Raw genomic sequence first — 18,668 nt, forward strand, 5'->3', positions numbered from 1 at the left:
ATATGTGTAGACATAAAAACGCTCCTCTCCTACATTTTCCCAGACACCGCGACGACAACCCCGGGGGAACGCGCGCCGATGCCAGAGCCCAGTCCTGACCTGCTCCTCACCAACGCGACGCTTGCCACGCTGCAGCCGGGCCGGCCCTACGGGCTGGTGGAGGCCGGCGCCGTGGCCCTGCGCAGCGGGCGAATCGCCTGGGCGGGGCCGGCGGCGGAGATGCCGGCGGAGCATGCCGGGCTGCCCCGGCGAGACCTCGGGCAGCGGCTGCTCACGCCCGGGCTGATCGACTGCCACACCCATATCGTCTTCGGCGGAGACCGCGCGCGCGAGTTCGAGATGCGGCTGGAGGGCGCGAGCTACGAGGAGGTGGCGCGGGCCGGCGGCGGCATCGTCTCCTCCGTGCGCGCCACCCGGGCGGCCCCGGAAGAGGCGCTGATCGCCGCCGCCCTGCCCCGGCTGGACGCGCTGCTGGCCGAAGGGCTGACACTGATCGAGGTGAAATCCGGCTACGGGCTGGACCGGGAAACCGAGCTGCGCATGCTGCGCGCCGCCCGCGCGCTGGAGCGGCTGCGCCCGGTGCGGGTGGTGACCAGCTTCCTCGGCGCCCATGCAGTGCCGGCGGAGTACACGGGCCGCTCCGGCGCCTATCTCGAGGAGGTCTGCCTCCCCACGCTGCGCGCCGCCCATGCCGAGGGGCTGGTGGACGCGGTGGACGGGTTCTGCGAGGGCATCGCCTTCAGCCCGAAGGAAATCTCCCGTGTGTTCGACACGGCGCGTGCCCTCGGCCTGCCGGTCAAGCTCCATGCCGAGCAGCTTTCCGACCTCGGCGGGGCGGCGCTGGCGGCGGGCTACGGCGCGCTCTCGGCCGATCACCTGGAATATCTCGGGGCGGAGGGCGTGGCCGCCATGGCCCGGGCCGGCACCGTGGCCGTGCTGCTGCCCGGCGCGTTCTACACCCTGCGCGAGACGAAACTGCCCCCGGTGGCGGGCTTGCGCGCCGCCGGCGTGCCCATCGCGCTGGCGAGCGACTGCAACCCCGGCACCTCGCCACTCACCTCGCTGCTGCTCACGCTCAACATGGGCTGCACGCTGTTCCGCCTCACCCCGGAGGAGGCGCTGGCCGGCGTCACCCGCGAGGCGGCCCGGGCCCTCGGCATCGCCGATTGCGGCATGATCGCCCCCGGCATGCGCGCGGACCTGGCCGCCTGGGACGTGGCCCACCCGGCGGAACTCGCCTATCGTATCGGTTTCAACCCGCTGCACACGCGGTGGTTCGGAGGTCTGGAATGCAACTGACCCCTGGGGCGTTGCGCCTCGACACGCTCGCCCGGATCTACTTCGAGGAATGCGCCGTGGCGATCGACCCCGCCGCGAAACCGGCGGTGGACGCCGCCGTGGCCCGGGTGGCCGAGGCCGCCGCGGGCAGCGCTGCGGTCTACGGCGTGAACACCGGGTTCGGCAAGCTCGCCTCGGTCAAGATCGCCCCGGAGGACACGGCCACCCTGCAGCGCAACCTCATCCTGTCGCATTGCTCGGGCGTGGGCCCGGCCATTCCGCGCCGGGTGACCCGGCTGATGATGGCCCTGAAGATCGCCTCGCTCGGGCGCGGCGCCTCCGGCGTGCGCTGGCTGGTGATCGAGCGCATCGAGGCCATGCTGGCCAAGGGCGTCACCCCGGTGATCCCGGCGCAGGGCTCGGTGGGGGCCTCGGGCGACCTCGCGCCCCTCGCCCACATGACGGCGGTGCTGATCGGCGAGGGCGAGGCGGAGGTTCGCGGCCGGGTGCTGCCCGGGGCCGAGGCGCTGGCCGAAGCCGGCATCGCCCCGGTGGAGCTGGGCCCGAAGGAGGGGCTGGGCCTGATCAACGGCACGCAGTTCTCCACCGCCTTCGCGCTGGCCGGGCTGTTCGAGGGCTGGCGGTGCGCGGAAGGCGCACTGGTCGCCTCCGCCCTCTCGACCGACGCGATCATGGGCTCCACCGCACCGCTGGAGCCGGAGATCCACGCCCTGCGCGGCCACCGCGGCCAGGCCGAGACCGCCGCCTTCCTGCGCGCCCTGCTCGACGGCTCGGAGATCCGCGAGAGCCACCGCGAGGGCGACGCCCGCGTGCAGGACCCCTATTGCATCCGCTGCCAGCCGCAGGTGACCGGGGCCGCGATGGACCTGATGCGCCAGGCCGCCGCCACGCTGGAGATCGAGGCGAACGCGGTGACCGACAACCCGCTGGTGATCTCCGGCGCCATCGTCTCGGGGGGCAATTTCCACGCCGAGCCGGTGGCCTTCGCCGCGGACATCATCGCGCTGGCGCTGGCGGAGATCGGCGCCATCTCGCAACGCCGCATCGCGCTGATGGTCGATCCGACGCTGAGCCACGACCTGCCGCCCTTCCTCACCCCCGCGCCGGGGCTGAACTCCGGGCTGATGATCGCCGAGGTCACCTCCGCCGCGCTGATGAGCGAGAACAAGCAGCGCGCCAACCCCTGCTCGACCGACAGCACCCCCACATCCGCCAACCAGGAGGACCATGTCTCCATGGCCGCCCATGGCGCGCGGCGGCTGATGGACATGGCCGACAATCTGGGCCGCATCGTGGGGATCGAGCTGATCTGCGGCGCGCAGGGCATCGGCTTTCGCGCCCCGCTGGAAACCTCGGCCCCTCTGCAGGCGGTGATCGCGCGCCTGCGCCGCGAGGTGCCGCCGCTGCAGGAGGACCGCTACCTCGCCCCGGACCTGGAGGCCGCCGCGGCCCTCATCCGCTCCGGCGCGGCCGCCGCCGCCTCCGGCCTCTCCGTTCCGCCGCTCGGCGCCTGAGCCAGATAGGACCCCGTGACATGACCGACCCTCGCCACAACCTGCGCGACATATTCCCCCCCACAGGCCCGGAGATCAGCGCGAAAAGCTGGCTCACCGAGGCGCCGATGCGGATGCTGATGAACAACCTCCACCCCGACGTGGCGGAGAACCCGCATGAGCTGGTGGTCTATGGCGGCATCGGCCGGGCGGCGCGCACCTGGGAGGATTTCGACCGGATCGTCGCCAGCCTGAAGAGCCTGGAGGCGGACGAGACCCTGCTCGTGCAGTCCGGCAAGCCGGTGGGCATCTTCCGCACCCATGAGAACGCGCCGCGGGTGCTGATCGCCAATTCCAACCTCGTGCCGCACTGGGCCACCTGGGAGCATTTCAACGAGCTCGATCGCAAGGGGCTGATGATGTACGGCCAGATGACGGCCGGGTCGTGGATCTACATCGGCACGCAGGGCATCGTGCAGGGCACGTTCGAAACCTTCGCGGAGGCCGGGCGCCAGCATTACGGCGGCGATCTCACGGGCCGCTGGGTGCTCACCGGGGGCCTCGGCGGCATGGGCGGCGCGCAGCCGCTGGCCGCGGTGATGGCCGGGGCCTGCTGCCTCGCGGTGGAATGCGACCAGACCCGCATCGATTTCCGCCTGCGCACCCGCTACGTGGACGAGAGAGCCACCAGCCTGGACGAGGCACTGGAGATGATCGCGCGCTGGACCGCGGCGGGCGAGGCGAAATCCGTCGGCCTGCTGGGCAATGCGGCGGATGTCTTTCCCGAGCTGGTGGCGCGCGGTGTGCGCCCCGACATCGTGACCGACCAGACCTCCGCCCATGACCCGGTGAACGGCTACCTGCCGCAGGGCTGGACCCTGGGGAAATGGCGCGAGATGCGCGAGGCGGACCCGAAGGCGGTGAGCGCCGCCGCCAAGGCCTCGATGCGCGTGCAGGTGAAGGCGATGCTCGACTTCCACCGCGCCGGCGTGCCCACGGTCGATTACGGCAACAACATCCGGCAGATGGCGCTGGACGAGGGGCTGGAGGACGCCTTCGCCTTCCCCGGCTTCGTGCCGGCCTATATCCGGCCGCTGTTCTGCCGCGGCATCGGGCCGTTCCGCTGGTGCGCGCTGTCGGGAGACCCGGAGGACATCTACCGCACCGACGCGAAGGTGAAGGAGATCCTGCCCGACAACGCCCCCCTGCACCGCTGGCTCGACATGGCGCGCGAGCGCATCGCCTTCCAGGGCCTGCCGGCGCGCATCTGCTGGGTGGGCTTGGGCGACCGCCACCGCCTCGGCCTCGCCTTCAACGAGATGGTGGCGCGCGGCGAGCTGAAGGCCCCGGTGGTGATCGGGCGCGACCATCTCGACAGCGGCTCCGTCGCCAGCCCGAACCGCGAGACGGAGGCGATGCGCGACGGCTCGGACGCGGTGTCGGACTGGCCGCTGCTCAACGCCCTGCTCAACACCGCCTCCGGCGCGACCTGGGTCAGCCTGCATCACGGCGGCGGCGTGGGCATGGGGTTCTCCCAGCATGCCGGCATGGTGGTGGTGGCCGACGGCACGCCCGAGGCCGCGGCCCGGCTGGAGCGCGTGCTGTGGAACGACCCGGCCACCGGCGTGATGCGCCATGCCGATGCCGGCTATGACACCGCGCTGGACTGCGCCCGCGAGAAGGGCCTGCGCCTGCCCGGCATCCTCGGCACCTGAGGCCGCGTGCCGGGACGGGCCCCGAGCCTGCACCGCCCGTGCCCCGGGCCCGCCCGGACTGCGGGGCGGCCCCCGCTTCGGGCAAGGCCGGACCGCCGGCCGCCCCTGCTCCGGTCCCGACCCGGAGCCACTGCCGCCCGCCGCCCCGCGCCGGGCAGAGACGCCCCGGCTCCACCGCCGGGGCGGCGCGGCGCCGGCCCCGGCGCCGGAGAGGAAAAAACTACCTGACAGGAAGGACCACCCATGCATTACGCTCCGGCCTCCGAGGCCTGCCCGCTGCCGTTCTCGCCCTTCAAGGCCTGCACCGTGCCCCGCCCGATCGGCTGGCTGTCGACCGTCTCCGCCGATGGCCGGGCCAACCTGGCGCCCTACAGCCAATGGCAGAACCTCACCTTCGACCCGCCCATGGTGATGTTCGCCGCCAATCTCTATGCCGACGGCCGCCGCAAGGACACGGTGCTGAACGCTGAGGAAACCGGCTGGTTCGTGTGGAACATGGCGACCTATGACCTGCGCGAGGCGGTGAACCGCTCCGCCGAGGACCTGCCGCGCGGGGTGGACGAGTTCGAGCGTGCCGGGGTCACCAAGGCCGCCTGTGTGGACGCGCCCGGCCCGCGCGTGGCCGAGAGCCCGTGCCATTTCGAATGCCGCTACATGCAGACCCACCGGCTGGAGGGGCGCAGCGCGCTCGGCACGGTGGACGTGGTCTATGGCGAGGTGATGCGCATTCACGTGGCGGACCGGGTGATCACCCCCGATGGCAAGATCGACATTCCCGCCATCCGGCCGCTCGCCCGCATGGGCTACTACGATTACACCTCGGTCACCGAGACCTTCGAGATGCGCATTCCCGGTTCCACCGCCGCGGCCGGCCAGGGGCTGGAGGGGCGCGTGAAGGTGTGATCGCGCAGGCAGAAAGGGGCGCCCCCGGTGGGAGGCGCCCCTGTCGTCATCGGGTAGCGGCGGGCGGGATACGCCCCGCCGCGGCGGATCAGTTGCGGCTCGACCACTCGTCGATGCGCTTCTCCGCCTCTTCCTTGGCGATGCCGTACTTCTCCTGGAGAATGCCGGCGAGCTTGGTCTGATCGCCTTCGATCTTCGCCACGTCATCGTCGGTCAGCTCGCCCCACTCGCGCTGCAGAGTGCCGCTGAGCTGCTTCCAGTTGCCTTTGATCTGGTCCATGTTCATGTTCGTTTTCCTTCCATGAGGGCAGTCGCCGAAACAATGCCCGGGCAGGCGGCCCGGTTCCCGTTGCGGACCCGATAAAATTTTCGGAACCATTCGCGCCTTGGAACGTTGCCTTGGCTGGCACGCCTGAAACGGACGGGTGCAGCCGACGGGCCGGGCAGCCCGCGTGGGGCAGGCACCCTTCCCCACCCGCAGGACCCCAGACCGGCCCGCGCGCACCGGGACGACACGTCTCCGGCGGCGCGGACAGGGCCGGTCGCCCGCGCCCCGCGCACCGGGGAGCGGCCAGCCAGAACGGCCCGGACCGGCCCGCACCGGGCGTTCCGGGTGACTACCAGCACGGTCGGAGCCATCCATTCCGGATGCGCCGGAAAAACACCAACGGGTTGCGGCGGGGAGCCAGGCAAAGATGAAATATCTCGCGAGGCTGATGGACCAGGCGCCTGTCGGCATCTTCATCATTGCCCTGCTCGCCACCCTGCAGGTGGCGCAGGAGGTCTTCGCCCCGATCATGCTGGCGATCATGGTCGGCATCGTGCTCAGCCCGCTGGCGGACTGGCTGCGCAAGCGCCACCTGTCGGACGCGGCGGTGGCGCTGATCCTGCTCGTCGCCGGCCTCGGCTTCCTCGCCCTGCTGCTCGGCGCGCTCGCCACCCCGGTGAGCGAACTGGTGGAGCAGTGGCCCTCGATCTGGAGCCGGCTGCAGCTCGTGCTGATCGACGTGCGCTCGGCGCTCTCCTCGCTGCAGACGGTGCAGGAGCGCCTGACCGCCGCGATGAAGGACGAAAGCCAGATGACCGTCCAGCTCGACGGCGGCGGCGGCGTGGGTTTCGCGCTCACCTATGCCCCGGCGCTGGTGGCCCAGACGCTGGTGTTCGTGGGCGCGCTGTTCTTCTTCCTGCTCACCCGCAAGTCCATCTACAACACCATCGCCCAGATGGGCCGCACGAAGGAGGAGCGGGTGCATCTCGCCGAGATCCTCGCCGATGCGGAGGGGCGGGTGTCACGCTATTTCCTGTCGATCTCGGTGATCAACGCCATCCTGGGCACCATGGTGGCGCTGGTGATGTTCCTGCTGGGCATGCCCTTCGCCATGGTCTGGGGGCTGGTGGCGGCGGTGATGAACTACGTGCTCTACCTCGGGCCGGCGCTGTTCACCGGCATGCTGCTGATCGGCGGGGTCATCCATTTCACCGGGCTCTACGCGCTGCTGCCGGCGGCGAGCTTCCTGTGCCTGAACATGCTGGAGGGCCAGTTCATCACCCCCGCCATCATCGGGCGCACGATGACGGTGAACCCGCTGCTGGTGTTCATCTCGCTGGTGTTCTGGATCTGGCTCTGGGGGCCGATCGGCGGAATCATCTCCATCCCGCTCCTGCTGGTGATCACCGCGCTCGTCTCGGCCGGCGAGCGGCGGCGCCACCTGCCGGAACCGATGGTCGAGGAGGCCTGAGGCGGCCCCGGTCTCCGCCCGCCCGGAACGCCCGGGGCCGGATGGCGGCGCCCCCGATGACGGCGAAACCCGCACCGCCCTGTCCGCGCTTCGCGACTGCAGGCCCGCGGGATCAGGAGAGTGCGGGGCCGCCGAGGGCCGTCACACCTTTCCCGGGCGGGCGTGGCGCGGGGCGGCATAGGTGAAGCCCAGCGCGTGGCCGGTGTCACGCCCCAGGAGCGGGCCGCCGCAGACCATGCGCGGCCCCAGGATGCCCAGCCCGGCCAGCCGCGCCACCCGTGCCGCCACGGTCGGGTCGTCCTCATCCTCCACCAGCACCACCAGCCGCTCCAGCCCCAGCAGGCCCAGGATGGTCGGCAGCGCCGCCGGGCGCGCCGCCAGCAGCCCGTCGAGCACCGGCGCGGTGATCCACAGCCGGACGGGCGGGCAGGTGGCGGCCTCCGCCTCCCGCGCCAGCAGCGGCAAGGCCGGGTCCGCCCCCAGCAGCAAGCCGCAGACCGACGGGTCAGGCTCGGCCAGCAGCGACACCGGGCAACCGGGCACCGTGTCTCCTAGCAGCAGCCGGACGATGCCGATCTTCTCGCGCAGCACCCCGGTGGCGAGGGGCGTCTGGTCCCGGTGGGCGAACTGGGAGTCATTCATCGAGACTCATCCTCGCAAACAACGCGCGTGACAGCGCCCGGGCCTGGCCGGGCCGCCGCTCCACCATCGCGGCGAGCGCCTGGCGGACCATCGACAGGCTGCCGATCGTCTGCCCCCGCGACCAGGGCCAGGACATGGACCCCGTGCGGAAACGATAGCGGAAAAGCGGCTCCGGCACCATCTCGGCCCGATACCCGGCCGCCGCGAAGCCCAGCCAGAACACCCAGTCGTCCGCCTCGCCGTTGCGGCGGGTGATGTCGAAGCCGACATCGCGCAGCGCCGCGGTCTCGATCAGCGCGGTCATCCGGTAGTCGTTGCGCAGCATGTGCAGGTGGTCGTGCTGCAGGTGGCGCAGGACGACCTCGTCGCTCTGCTGGAAATTGAAGCGCTGGGTGAGCACCGCGTTCGGCGTGTGCGCATTCGCGTTGTAGGCGGTGAGCACCCGGTCGATGTAGCGCGGGTCCAGGATGTCGTCGGCGTCAAGGAACAGCGACAGCCGGCTGTCCGCCCGGTCCAGCAACGTGGCGCGCGCCGCCAGCAGCCCGCCGTTGGGCTGGCGCAGCACCGTGCAGTCGGGAATGCGCATGCGGGCGTAGTCGAACCAGAACTGCGCCTCCTGCGGGGTGCCGTCATCGCAGATCAGCAGCCGGGGCACGCCGGCGGTCTGCTGCACCAGGCTCTCCACGGTTTCCATCAGCGCGCTGTCGGGGCGGTAGACCGGCATCAGCACTGTGATGTCCGCCAGGGTGGCCGGCCGGCGCACCTGAACCTGCACCTGGGTGTAGCGGCGCTTGGCGCGCAGGGCGGAGTCGTATTCCCGGGTCATCCGGGCGGCGATCCTGTCCGGGTCCAGCGCCTCGGCGTTCACCTGCTGCAGCTCGGCCACGACGGCCGGCGCATCGGCCGCCAGCCGCTCGAAGCCGCGGCCCATGCGGCCGAGATCGGAGAAGGTCTCGTCCTGCACGTGGTGCTGCAGCTGCGCGGGGAAGAACTCGGCCATCGGCGTGCCCTGGCGCACCACCGGCAGCAGGCCGTGGTCGATGCTCTCCACGCAGGCATAGGAGAAGGTCTCCGCCGAGCCGAAGCAGGGCGCGATCGCCCCCGGCTCCAGCAGGCCCAGCGCCTCCGGCCGGGCGAGCATGTCGGTGAAGGCCACCCGCTCGGCCAGCCGCGGCGACAGCCGGTTGCGCACGTAGGCCTCGATGTCGCGCTCGCGGAACGGCGTGTCGACCTTGCGGCCGATGAGCAGGACGCGCTCCAGCGGCAGCAGCTCGTCGATCACGTTGGCGAAGAGCACCAGCTTGTCGATGCCCTTGGAGAGCGAGATGCGCCCCATGTAGGTGATGGCGTTGCGCAGGGTGTCGGCCGGGGCGCTGCGCGCGAAGCGGTAGGGCTCGCGCACCAGGCTCACGTTGTCGGCGATGCCGTAGGAGGCCAGCCGGCGCACCGAGACCTGTGACGGCGCGATCACCAGGTCCGAGGCGCGCAGCTGCTGGCGCTCGCCGCTCAGGTCGTTCTGGGTGCCGATCTTCGGGCCGATCTGGTCGGCCTCGTAGAAATCCTCGATGAACCCGTGGTTGTAGGACACGCAGAGCAGGTCGCGGCGGTTCCTGCGGGTCTGCCAGTCCTGGAAGAAGCTGAGCGCGGGGGAGAGGAAGTCCGGCGCCTCCACCACGTCGATCCGCCATTCCCCCACCAGCCGCTCGATCTCCGGCGCCAGCACCTGCGCGGTGCACAGGTTGTGCTGGCCATAGGGAAACTTCGCCCTCAGCCGCTCCAGCGACAGCTCCAGCAGGCGCACGTTCTCCGGCGCGAAGGGCCAGGGGTCCTCCACCGGCCCGGGGTCGGTGAAATGCCATGACAGCAGGAACACCTCGTGGCCCTGCGCCCGCATGGCCTCGGCCATGTAGCCGATGTATGTGGCAATGCCCCCGGCCGGAAACAGCGGGGACTCGTTGGTCACGTACAGGATGCGCATCGGATCAGGCCGCGACCCCGTCCACCCGGAACGCGGAGATGGAGAACTCGTAGTCGCGCCGTTTGTTCACCGGAAGGTTGAATATCAGCCGGACCTCGTTCCCGGGCTCCGCCTCGGCCAGCGCCTCCAGCGCCGGTGCCGGCAGGCTCACCTCGAAGGGCAGCGGCGCGTCCAGCGCCGGCAGGCTCTGGATGCGGATGTTGCGGAACTGGCCCTCGGCATCGAAGATGCGCAGGGCGAGGACGAAATTGTCTCGCAGAATGTCCGTCGGCGCGGCCTGCGCCGGGTCGCCGAAGGCGGGCGCGCTGTCGCGGAAGCCGCAGACGAAGCGCAGCTTCACCGAGGCGAGGCCGCCGAGAGCCGCGGCGTCCAGCACGGTGGACACCGACACCCATTGCGACATCTCCTCCCCGCGGAACCACGGCGCCACCACCAGGCAGGACGAGGCGCCCCCAGTCTGCGGCAGCCCCGGGAAGGAGACCGCGCGCAGCGCGCAGCCGTTGCCCTCGACCTTGTCGTAGGATACCCAGATGCCCTCGCCGAAGCGGTGGTTGGGCGGGCATTCACGCGGGTCGAACCCGGCATCGGAGGTGAGGAAGCTCTCCAGCGCGGAGGGCACGTGGCGCGACCGCCAGCGGGTCTGAAGCTGGCCCTCGGCCTCCGCGATCCGGATGTCCATCGCGTGCCGCATCGACGAGATCGCCTTCTCCAGCAGGAAAACCTGGTTGCGAATGTCGACGGGGTCGATCCTTGTTGCGCTCATCGCACAGCCTCCCGTGGTCTGCCAAAAACTTTCGCTGGGGCGGGCAGAGTGTCCCGCGCCGGGCTAGAATACCTCAGGTCACAGCAATATGTCCGGACCGTGAATGTCAAGGCCGCCCCCCCTGCGGGCGCCGGGCGACGGGCCCCTGCACCGCCCGGACCCGTGGGAAGGGGCCGTCGGCCGCGCTTCGCCGACCGGCGCGCACCCGTCGTAGTTCGAGCGCCCGCTCCGCGGCCTCTCCGTTGCGCTTGGCCCGGGACTGGCGGCGGCGCGGTTCCGCGCCGATCCCAGGCACCCTGCCAGCCGGATTTCACGCGCCCTGCCAGCCGGATCCCGCGCCTCCGACCGCCTGGAACACGTGCTGCGTCCCAGGCCTCCGCACGGCGCCCGAGACCCACGGACGCCGCCCCTTCGGCGCGCCCGCCAGCGGTGCGCAGCCCGGCGGATCGGTGCCGCTTCCACAGCCGTCCGGATTGCCCGCCCCCGCCGCGCCGCCCCCGCCATCCCGCCGCGCCGGCCCCGACACCCCGCCCGTCCGGAGCGCCTGCTGCGCAGCGCGCCGCCCTTGCGCCGCGCGCCGGGCCGGTCCCGCCCGGAGCGCCCCGGGCGAGACGCTTGACCGCCCGCGCCGCGCGGGCGAGAAGGCGACATGAAAACCTACATCGACACAGATCCGGGCCTCGACGACGCCCTCGCCATTCTCGCGGCGCTGCGGGCACTCGAGCTCGACGTGCGGGGCATCACCACCGTGGCCGGGAACATCGGCCTGCCGCTGACCACGCGCAATGCGGGCAGCCTCGTGGCCCTTGCGGGGCGCGAGGGCCTGCCCGTGGTGCCCGGCGCCCCCGGCCCGCTGGCGCGCGCCGCGATCGATGCCTCCGAGATCCACGGCAATGACGGGCTTGGCGCCGTCACCCTGCCGGAGCCGACGGAGGCGCCGCTCGACATTCCCGCGGCGGACTGGCTGGGCACACAGGTGAGCGAGGATGCCCAGATCCTCGCGCTCGGCCCCCTCACCAACATCGCCCAGATGCTGCGCAGCCACCCCAATGCCCGGCCGGACCGGATCATCGCCATGGGCGGCGCGATCCGCGAGCCGGGGAATTCCGGCCCGAAGGCCGAGTTCAACATCGCCGCGGACCCGGAAGCCGCGGCGGAGGTCTTCGCCTCCGGCATCCCGCTGGTGCTGATCCCGCTCGACGTGACGCGGCGCGTGCGCGCCTCGGCGGGCTGGGTGGCGGGCCTGTCCGACGGGCCGGTGGCGCGGGCGGCGGCGGAGCTGGTCTCCGCCTTCTTCCAGCGCGGCGCCGGGATGGACCCCACGGTGACCCGCCCGCTGCACGACCCCTGCGTGACGATCTACGCCCTCGCGCCCGAGTTGTTCCGCGGCGAGCGCATGCGCCTGACCGTGGATCTCTCGCATGACGGCGACACCGGCGCGCTCACGGCCGTGCCCGATCCGTCCAGCCCCATCGAGGTGCTGATGGAGGTCGACGCCCCCGGCGTCCTCGCCGCCCTCGCCGGCCACCTGAGCGACTGAAGCTGAGGGCTGAGGGCTGAGGGCTGAGGGCTGAGGGCTGAGGGCTGAGGGCTGAGGGCTGAGGGCTGAGGGCTGAGGGCTGAGGGCTGAGGGCTGAGGGCTGAGGGCTGAGGGCTGAGGGCTGAGGGCTGAGGGCTGAGGGCTGAGGGCTGAGGGTCGCCGCCCCGGAGGCAAGACGCAACCCATTTCGACCCCCGGTCACCCGGCGCGCCGGCGCCGGCCCGGATGCGGCCCTTCGGGGGAATTCGCGGCACGGCGCGTCCCCTGCCGGCACCGTCCGGGCAGCCGGCGCCCCGGGACGCGCCGCGCGCGCCGCGGCCCCCCGGGCCGCGCGTTCAGCGGGCGAGTTCGGCCCGCACCACCTCTTCCCAGAAGCGCACGCCGGCCGGGATGGCCGCGTCGTTGAAGTCATAGCGGCCGTTGTGGTGCAGGGCGCCTTCCTCGGCCGGGCCGTTGCCAAGCCAGACATAGGCGCCCGGCACCCGGGTGGAGAATTCGGCGAAATCGTCCCCCGCTGTCGAGGGCGGAAAGGCCGTCACCACGCCCTCCGGGCCGAGCGCCTTCGCGATGGCGGCGCGGGCGACCCCGGTGCAGGCCGCATCGTTCACCACCGGCGGGATGCGGCGGCGGAAGCCGTAGTCGGCGCGGATGCCGAAGGAGGCCGCGACGCCCTGCGCCAGTCGGCCGATCTCCTCCTCCAGCAGGTCGCGCACGGCGGCGGAATAGGCCCGCGCCGTGCCGCCCACCCGCACCGTCTCCGGGATCACGTTCAGCGCGGCGAACTCCCCGGCGGACACCGCGCAGGCGCTCACCACCGCCGGCTCCAGCGGGTCGACGCGCCGGGCCGTGACGGTGGCAAGCTGGGTGAGGAAATGCCCCGCCGCGGTCACCGCGTCGCGGCCCTGATGCGGCTTGGCGCCGTGGCTGCCCTGCCCCGTGAACGCCACCTCCCAGCTGTCGGAGGAGGCAAGCTGCGGCCCGGGCACCGCGGCGATCCGGTCCACCGCCAGCCCCGGCATGTTGTGCAGCCCGTAGGCGGCATCCACCGGGAACTGCTCGAAGAACCCGTCGGCAATCATCGCCTTCGCGCCGCCGCGCCCCTCCTCGGCGGGCTGGAACACGAAATGCACCGTGCCGGAGAAATCCCGCGCGCGGGCCAGCCGCTCCGCCGCGCCCAGCAGCATGGTGGTGTGCCCGTCATGCCCGCAGGCGTGCATCTTGCCGGGCACCGTGGAGGCATAGGGCGGCGTGCCGATCTCCGGCATGGCGAGCGCGTCCATGTCCGCGCGCAGCGCCACCGCGCGGCCCGGCCCGGTGGTGAGCGTGCCCACCACCCCGGTGCGCCCCAGCCCCCGTGTCACCGTGATGCCGGCGGCGGCGAGGCGCCCGGCCACGATGCCCGCCGTGCGCTCCTCCTCGAAGCCCAGCTCCGGGTGGGCATGCAGGTCGCGGCGCAGCGCGGTGAGGCGGGCGCATTCGTCTTCGGTGAGGGTCGCGGTCATGGTCGGGTCCAGTTCAGCATGCGGGCAGGCCCCGCCGGCGGCGGGACACCGGGCCGGACCATCCCCCCTCGCCGCCCGGATGGCAAGCCCCCGGCCACCGGAAAGGCACGCCGCCGGGGCCAGGGGGGCGGAGGCCCGGGCCGGGCCTTCGCCATGCCCGCTGCGCTGCGGGGGCCGCAGGCCCCCTCGGCAAGGCGGGCATCCCCCCGCCGGGCGCCCCGGCCGCTCACTGGAACCCCTCCGCCGGGTCTGGTACAAGGCCCCGACCCAGCGAGGAGACCGCCCGTGACCGAGTTCGCCCCCCACGAGTTCTGGCAGCACATCTACGCACCCGGGCATTTCGACACGTCGGGAGACCATGACGGCCTGTTTCCGGCCGAGCTGCCGGACGGCCACCAGCTTGCCCTGCCGATCCGCGAGCTGCCCGGCGGCGAGGGGCTCGGCGTCGCCTCGCTCATCGTCACCCAGGCCAGTTTCGCGGTGGAGGAGGAGCTGATTGCCGCCATGGCCGGCCATGCCAGCGCGATGGGGGCCGAGCGCATCGTGGGCGTGCCCACCCTGGGCCTGCCGCTGGCGCATGGCGTGGCGCGTGCCCTCGGCCACCGGCGCTACGTGGCACTCGGCACCTCGCGGAAGTTCTGGTACGAGGAGCGCTATTCCGAGCCGATGTCCTCCATCACCAGCCCGGAGCAGCAGAAGCGGCTCTATGTCGACCCGCGCATGCTGCCGCTGCTGGCCGGCCGGCGGGTGGTGGTGGTCGATGACGTGGTCTCCAGCGGCCGCTCGCTCGCCGCCACGCTGCGGGTGCTGGCCCGCGCCGGCTGCATCCCCGTGGGCGTGACGGTGGCGATGATCCAGACCCGGCGCTGGGAGGAGACCGTCCACGCGGACTGGGCCGGCCCCGTCCGCGCCGCCTTCGAAACCCCGCTGCTGCGCAGAACCCCCGAAGGCCGCTGGCGCCCCGCCTGACCCCCCGCGCCCGGCTCCGCCCGCCTGCCGATCTTCCGTGCGGTGTGTCGCCCTGTCGCCCTGTCGCCCTGTCGCCCTGTCGCCCTGTCGCCCTGTCGCCCTGTCGCCCTGTCGCCCTGTCGCCCTGTCGCCCTGTCGCCCTGTCGCCCTGTCGCCCTGTCGCCCTGTCGCCCTGTCGCCCTGAAGGCGCTGCCAGCTCCGGATCTCGTCCGCAAGTGCCCGGCCCCCGGAGGGAGGCGCGGTTCGCCGGCAGGACGCACCGCCGGCGGGACGCGTCAGGCGGGGCGGGCGCCGGCCTCCAGCCCCCGTGCCACATCCGCCACTGCGCTCCGCAGCCAGGCGTGCAGGGGCGAGGCATGGGTGCGTTCCGTCCAGTACAGGCGGATCGGCAGTTCCGTCTCGAAGGGCGCGGGCCGCACGGTGAGCCCGGCGCAGGTGGCGCAGGCGAGGAGCGAGAGCGTGGTGGCGACGAGATCGGTGCCGCGGATGGTCTCGGCGATGGAGCCCGAGTTCGGCAGGTCCACCGCGATGGTGAGCCCGTGCCCCCGCGCCGCCAGCATGTCGAGGAACAGCGGCTTCCAGCCGCCGCCATAGCCGGTCACCACATGCCCGGCGGCGAGGTAGCCTTCCATGTCCAGCGCGCCGGGGCGGGCGGGGTCGGTCACGCAGACATAGCGGTCGGTGAGCAGGCGGGTGACGTAGAGCCCCTCCGCGTCGCGGGCGAGCGGGCTCATCAGCACATCGCAGGCGCCGCGGCGCAGCTGCTCGTGGCCGCTGGCCTGCGAGGGGATCACCCGCAGCCGCACGCCGGGCGCGTGGGCCCGCAGGTGGCGGATGAGCCCGGGCAGCACCAGCACCTGCTCGTAGTGGTTGCACGACACGGTCACCAGCGCCCGGGCGGTGGCGGGGTCGAAGGCGGCCGGGCGCACCAGCGCCTCGAACCCGTCGATCAGGTGCTCGGCCCCGGCCACGATCTCCTCGCAGCGCGCCGTGGGGCGAATGCCCCTGCCCTCGCGGGTGAACAGCGGGTCGGCGAAGACGCGGCGCAGCCGGTCCACCGTGTAGCTCACCGTGGACTGGTGCAGCCCCAGCGCCTCCGCGGCGCGGGAGAAGGAGCGCAGCTCCGCCACCGTCGCCAGCAGGCGCAGGGCGGCGAAATCCGTGGCGAGGTGGCCGGGTTCTGCATCGAATTTCTCCATGAGTCACATTGAGCGCATCGGATTGATCCGATCAAGCCCGGCGCGCAGGCTGGCGGAAACGGGCCGGAAGCGCTCGCCGCACAAAACATGGAGGACACCGCGATGGCGCAGACGCTGATCGCCGAGGACATCGACCTCGGGGCGCTCTGGGATGACCCCTACCCCACCTTCGCCCGGCTGCGCGCGGAGAACCCGGTGGCCTGGGTGCCGGCGGCGGGGCATTTCTTCCTCACCCGCTTCGACGATGTAGTGCATGCCGAGCGCAACGGCGAGATCTTCAACTCCACCGCGCCGGAGAGCCTGGTGCACCGGGTGATGGGCCATGCCTTCATCCGCAAGGACGGCGACGACCATGCCGCCGACCGCCGCCAGGTGATGCCGGCCTTCTCGCCCGCCGCGGTGAAGACGCGCTGGCGCGCCGCCTTCCAGACCATCGCGGATGACCTGCTGGACGGGCTGGAACCGCGCGGCGCGGGCGATCTCTTCACCGATTTCGCCGCGCCGATGGCCGCGCGCAGCCTGGTGGAGGTGACCGGCCTCGCCACCATCGCCTGGCAGGACATGGCGCGCTGGAGCCAGTGGATGATGGACGCGGTGGGCAACTACCACGGCGACCCCGCGCTCGCGGCCCGCGGGGCCGAGGCCACCGCCGGCATCGATGCCGCGATCGACGCGATGGTGCCCCGCCTCACCGCCGAGCCGGACGGCAGCGTGCTCTCGGTGCTGCTCTCCGCCGGCATGCCGATGGAGCTGATCCGCGCCAATGTGAAGGTGATCATCGGCGGCGGGCAGAACGAGCCGCGCGACGCCATCGCCGGCCTCGCCTGGGCGCTGCTGGCCGACCCCGCGCAGCGTGCGCTCGTGGCGGCGGATGCCGGGCTCTGGGGCCGGGCCTTCGAGGAATACATCCGCTGGATCTCGCCCATCGGCATGGTGCCGCGCACCGTCTCGCGCGAGACCGAGCTTTCCGGCGTGCGCCTGAAGCCGGGAGACCGGGTGGCGCTGCTCTTCGGCTCGGCCAACCGCGACGAGACGAAGTTCGACGCCCCGGAGCGTTTCGACCTCTCGCGCGAGAAGAGCCAGCACGTGGCCTTCGGCGCCGGGCCGCATTTCTGCGCCGGGGCCTGGGCGGCGCGCACCCAGGTGGCCGAGGTGGCGCTGCCCACGCTCTTCGCCCGGCTGCCGCGCCTGCGCCTCAACGGCCCGGTGCGCTGCGGCGGCTGGGTGTTCCGCGGCCCGCTCACCCTGCCCTGCGCCTGGGACTGAGCCGGCGCCCCGGCCGAGGCCCCGGGGCGGCGCCGGGCTCGTCACCTGGCTCCCCGCTGCCCCGGCCCCCGAGCCGGGGCCTCGCGCGCCGGCCGACGCGCCGGTCTCTTCACCCGGCCCTCGCTGCCCGGCCGCCGAACGGGGGCCTCGCCGGGCCTCAGCCGGCGCGATGACCGGAGACCTCGGCGCCCGCCTCCGGCTCCAGCCGCAGGAACTGGGCGGAGGCCGAGGCGGTGATGACGCCGATCAGCAGGAAGGCCACGGTGAAATCCCCCACCGCCGGCACGTCGCGTCCGGCGAGCGTCATGCACACCTCCAGCACCGCCCCGGCGATGGCCACGGCAAGCGCGATGGAGAGCTGCTGCGAGACGCTCATCAGCGCCGTGCCGTCGCCCGAGCGCTTCTCGTCGAGGTCGGAGAAGGCGAGCGCGTTCACCCCGGTGAAGAACAGCGAGCGGAAGAAGCCGCCGCCCAGCAGCATCGCCACCAGCAGCGCCACCGAGAGCTCCGGCCGGTAGAAGCCCAGCGGCGCGATCAGCAGCCCGCCCAGCAGGGCGGCGAGGATCAGCGTCTGCCGGAAGCCGAGCGCGCGCAGGATGGGCCGGGCGAGGAACTTCATCCCGATCGCCCCGCCGATGCCCATGCAGGTGATCAGCCCCGAGACGAAGGGCGAGAAGTTGAAGCCGAGCTGCAGCAGCAGCGGCATCAGGAAGGGCACCGCCCCAGTGCCGATGCGGAACAGGAAACCCGCGCGCAGCGCCACGCCGAACACCGGCGCGCGGATCATCGACAGGCGCAGGAGCGGGGCCTCCACCCGCCGCGCGTGGCGCAGGTAGGCGAGCACCGCCAGCACGCCGCCCGCCATCAGCGCGATGCCCACCGCCGGCGGCAACACCGGCAGCGAGATCACCGAGGAGCCGAAGACGATACCCGCGCAGGCGAGGCCGGAGAGCACGAAGCCGGTCCAGTCGAAGGTGATGTTCTCCATCCGCTCCACCTTCGGCAGGTAGAGCGTGGCCAGCACGATGCCGATCGCCCCGATGGGCAGGTTGATGAGGAAGATCCACTGCCAGTGCGCCCAGGTGGCGATGGCCCCGCCGATGGGCGGCCCCACCAGCGGCCCGATCAGCGCCGGGATGGTGAACCAGGCCATGGCGGTCACCAGCTCGGCCTTGGGCACCGAGCGCACCAGCAGGAGCCGGCCCACCGGCGTCATCATCGCGCCGCCCATGCCCTGCAGGAAGCGCGCCGCCACGAACCCCTCCAGCGAGCCGGCGAAGGCGCAGGCGACCGAGCCGAGCATGAACACGCCCAGCGCCGCGCGGAACACCTTGCGCGGCCCGATCCTGTCGGCCAGCCGGCCGGAGATGGGGATGAAGATCGCCAGTGCCACGTAGTAGCTGGTGAGGGCGAGCTTCAGCGCGATCGGGTTCGTGCCGATATCCGCCGCGATGGTGGGCAGGGCGGTGGAAAGAATCGTGCTGTCCATGTTTTCCATGAACAGGGCGACGGAAAGGACGATGGGAATGATGCGGTTCACGGGGTCAGACAATCCGTCGCGGGAGGCTCGGGGAAGCTATATACGTCGCCGCCGCCGGTTGCCAACCGCTCTTGCCCGCAAACGCGCCCCGCGCGGCCCGGCGCGAGGCGCGTCCGGCGC

The 18,668-nt window shown here is 72.3% G+C and carries 15 protein-coding genes; 8 read left to right on the forward strand and 7 right to left on the reverse strand.

Going from position 1 to position 18,668, the window contains the following annotated elements:
* The first annotated feature begins 78 nt into the window (after positions 1–78).
* The 4 genes from hutI (at position 79) to FDP22_RS05360 (ending at position 5,410) form a co-directional block, all read left to right on the forward strand.
* Positions 79–1,299: an imidazolonepropionase gene (gene hutI / locus FDP22_RS05345; protein ID WP_138575653.1), complete on the forward strand. Its 1,221-nt coding sequence runs from the start codon at positions 79–81 to the stop codon at positions 1,297–1,299.
* The gene (gene hutH, locus FDP22_RS05350; RefSeq protein ID WP_138575654.1) at positions 1,290–2,813 is read left to right on the forward strand and encodes a histidine ammonia-lyase; all 1,524 of its coding nucleotides are present in this window, start codon (positions 1,290–1,292) and stop codon (positions 2,811–2,813) included. Before hutI ends, hutH begins: the two co-directional genes overlap by 10 nt.
* A 20-nt stretch (positions 2,814–2,833) precedes the next feature.
* Positions 2,834–4,507 (forward strand): urocanate hydratase, encoded by a 1,674-nt coding sequence (gene hutU, locus FDP22_RS05355; RefSeq protein WP_138575655.1) that lies wholly within the window; start codon positions 2,834–2,836, stop codon positions 4,505–4,507.
* A 243-nt stretch (positions 4,508–4,750) separates the two neighbouring features.
* A complete protein-coding gene (locus FDP22_RS05360; RefSeq protein WP_138575656.1) occupies positions 4,751–5,410 on the forward strand; it encodes a flavin reductase family protein in 660 nt (219 codons plus the stop codon).
* An 88-nt stretch (positions 5,411–5,498) separates the two neighbouring features.
* On the opposite strand, the gene FDP22_RS05365 is transcribed toward FDP22_RS05360, so the two are convergent.
* A complete protein-coding gene (locus FDP22_RS05365; protein ID WP_138575657.1) occupies positions 5,499–5,696 on the reverse strand; it encodes a CsbD family protein in 198 nt (65 codons plus the stop codon).
* Between the two features lie 409 nt (positions 5,697–6,105).
* On the opposite strand from FDP22_RS05365, the gene FDP22_RS05370 reads away from it, so the two are divergent.
* Entirely contained in the window at positions 6,106–7,149 is a 1,044-nt protein-coding gene (locus FDP22_RS05370; protein ID WP_138575658.1) for an AI-2E family transporter, read from the forward strand.
* Between the two features lie 141 nt (positions 7,150–7,290).
* Here FDP22_RS05370 and FDP22_RS05375 read toward each other — a convergent pair whose 3' ends face one another.
* The 3 genes from FDP22_RS05375 to FDP22_RS05385 are packed head-to-tail and all read right to left on the reverse strand — an operon-like array spanning position 7,291 to position 10,532.
* Complete coding sequence (locus FDP22_RS05375; protein ID WP_138575659.1) at positions 7,291–7,791, reverse strand: hypothetical protein; 501 nt, start codon at positions 7,789–7,791, stop codon at positions 7,291–7,293.
* A complete protein-coding gene (locus tag FDP22_RS05380) occupies positions 7,784–9,769 on the reverse strand; it encodes a glycosyltransferase (RefSeq protein WP_138575660.1) in 1,986 nt (661 codons plus the stop codon). The genes FDP22_RS05375 and FDP22_RS05380 overlap by 8 nt, the downstream gene beginning before the upstream one ends.
* Positions 9,770–9,773: 4 nt before the next feature.
* Positions 9,774–10,532: a hypothetical protein gene (locus tag FDP22_RS05385; protein WP_138575661.1), complete on the reverse strand. Its 759-nt coding sequence runs from the start codon at positions 10,530–10,532 to the stop codon at positions 9,774–9,776.
* Positions 10,533–11,181: 649 nt separating this feature from the next.
* Here FDP22_RS05385 and FDP22_RS05390 point away from each other — a divergent pair.
* Entirely contained in the window at positions 11,182–12,072 is an 891-nt protein-coding gene (locus FDP22_RS05390) for a nucleoside hydrolase (protein ID WP_138575662.1), read from the forward strand.
* Between the two features lie 335 nt (positions 12,073–12,407).
* On the opposite strand, the gene FDP22_RS05395 is transcribed toward FDP22_RS05390, so the two are convergent.
* Positions 12,408–13,574, reverse strand: a complete 1,167-nt coding sequence (locus FDP22_RS05395; RefSeq protein ID WP_138575663.1) for a M20 aminoacylase family protein — start codon at positions 13,572–13,574, stop codon at positions 12,408–12,410.
* A gap of 285 nt (positions 13,575–13,859) precedes the next feature.
* Here FDP22_RS05395 and FDP22_RS05400 point away from each other — a divergent pair, with 285 nt between their 5' ends.
* A complete protein-coding gene (locus FDP22_RS05400) occupies positions 13,860–14,543 on the forward strand; it encodes a phosphoribosyltransferase (RefSeq protein ID WP_239031873.1) in 684 nt (227 codons plus the stop codon).
* A 275-nt stretch (positions 14,544–14,818) separates the two neighbouring features.
* Here the strand turns inward: FDP22_RS05400 and FDP22_RS05405 are convergent, their stop codons facing one another.
* The gene (locus tag FDP22_RS05405; RefSeq protein WP_138575665.1) at positions 14,819–15,742 is read right to left on the reverse strand and encodes a LysR family transcriptional regulator; all 924 of its coding nucleotides are present in this window, start codon (positions 15,740–15,742) and stop codon (positions 14,819–14,821) included.
* A 102-nt stretch (positions 15,743–15,844) separates the two neighbouring features.
* Between FDP22_RS05405 and FDP22_RS05410 the strand changes: the two genes are divergently transcribed.
* Positions 15,845–17,008, forward strand: a complete 1,164-nt coding sequence (locus FDP22_RS05410; RefSeq protein WP_138575666.1) for a cytochrome P450 — start codon at positions 15,845–15,847, stop codon at positions 17,006–17,008.
* Between the two features lie 157 nt (positions 17,009–17,165).
* Here the strand turns inward: FDP22_RS05410 and FDP22_RS05415 are convergent, their stop codons facing one another.
* On the reverse strand, positions 17,166–18,548 hold the full coding sequence (locus FDP22_RS05415) for an MFS transporter (RefSeq protein WP_138575667.1): 1,383 nt from the start codon (positions 18,546–18,548) through the stop codon (positions 17,166–17,168).
* Positions 18,549–18,668: the final 120 nt, after the last annotated feature.

The sequence above is a fragment of the Paroceanicella profunda genome, assembly GCF_005887635.2.
In the GTDB taxonomy this organism is placed as follows: Bacteria; Pseudomonadota; Alphaproteobacteria; order Rhodobacterales; family Rhodobacteraceae; genus Paroceanicella; species Paroceanicella profunda.

Bases quoted from the DNA above. Each gene is read 5' to 3' on its own strand.
- hutI (WP_138575653.1), top strand. From the start codon at position 79: ATGCCAGAGCCCAGTCCTGACCTGCTCCTCACCAACGCGACGCTTGCC.
- hutH (WP_138575654.1), top strand. From the start codon at position 1,290: ATGCAACTGACCCCTGGGGCGTTGCGCCTCGACACGCTCGCCCGGATC.
- hutU (WP_138575655.1), top strand. From the start codon at position 2,834: ATGACCGACCCTCGCCACAACCTGCGCGACATATTCCCCCCCACAGGC.
- FDP22_RS05360 (WP_138575656.1), top strand. From the start codon at position 4,751: ATGCATTACGCTCCGGCCTCCGAGGCCTGCCCGCTGCCGTTCTCGCCC.
- FDP22_RS05365 (WP_138575657.1), bottom strand. From the start codon at position 5,696: ATGAACATGGACCAGATCAAAGGCAACTGGAAGCAGCTCAGCGGCACT.
- FDP22_RS05370 (WP_138575658.1), top strand. From the start codon at position 6,106: ATGAAATATCTCGCGAGGCTGATGGACCAGGCGCCTGTCGGCATCTTC.
- FDP22_RS05375 (WP_138575659.1), bottom strand. From the start codon at position 7,791: ATGAATGACTCCCAGTTCGCCCACCGGGACCAGACGCCCCTCGCCACC.
- FDP22_RS05380 (WP_138575660.1), bottom strand. From the start codon at position 9,769: ATGCGCATCCTGTACGTGACCAACGAGTCCCCGCTGTTTCCGGCCGGG.
- FDP22_RS05385 (WP_138575661.1), bottom strand. From the start codon at position 10,532: ATGAGCGCAACAAGGATCGACCCCGTCGACATTCGCAACCAGGTTTTC.
- FDP22_RS05390 (WP_138575662.1), top strand. From the start codon at position 11,182: ATGAAAACCTACATCGACACAGATCCGGGCCTCGACGACGCCCTCGCC.
- FDP22_RS05395 (WP_138575663.1), bottom strand. From the start codon at position 13,574: ATGACCGCGACCCTCACCGAAGACGAATGCGCCCGCCTCACCGCGCTG.
- FDP22_RS05405 (WP_138575665.1), bottom strand. From the start codon at position 15,742: ATGGAGAAATTCGATGCAGAACCCGGCCACCTCGCCACGGATTTCGCC.
- FDP22_RS05410 (WP_138575666.1), top strand. From the start codon at position 15,845: ATGGCGCAGACGCTGATCGCCGAGGACATCGACCTCGGGGCGCTCTGG.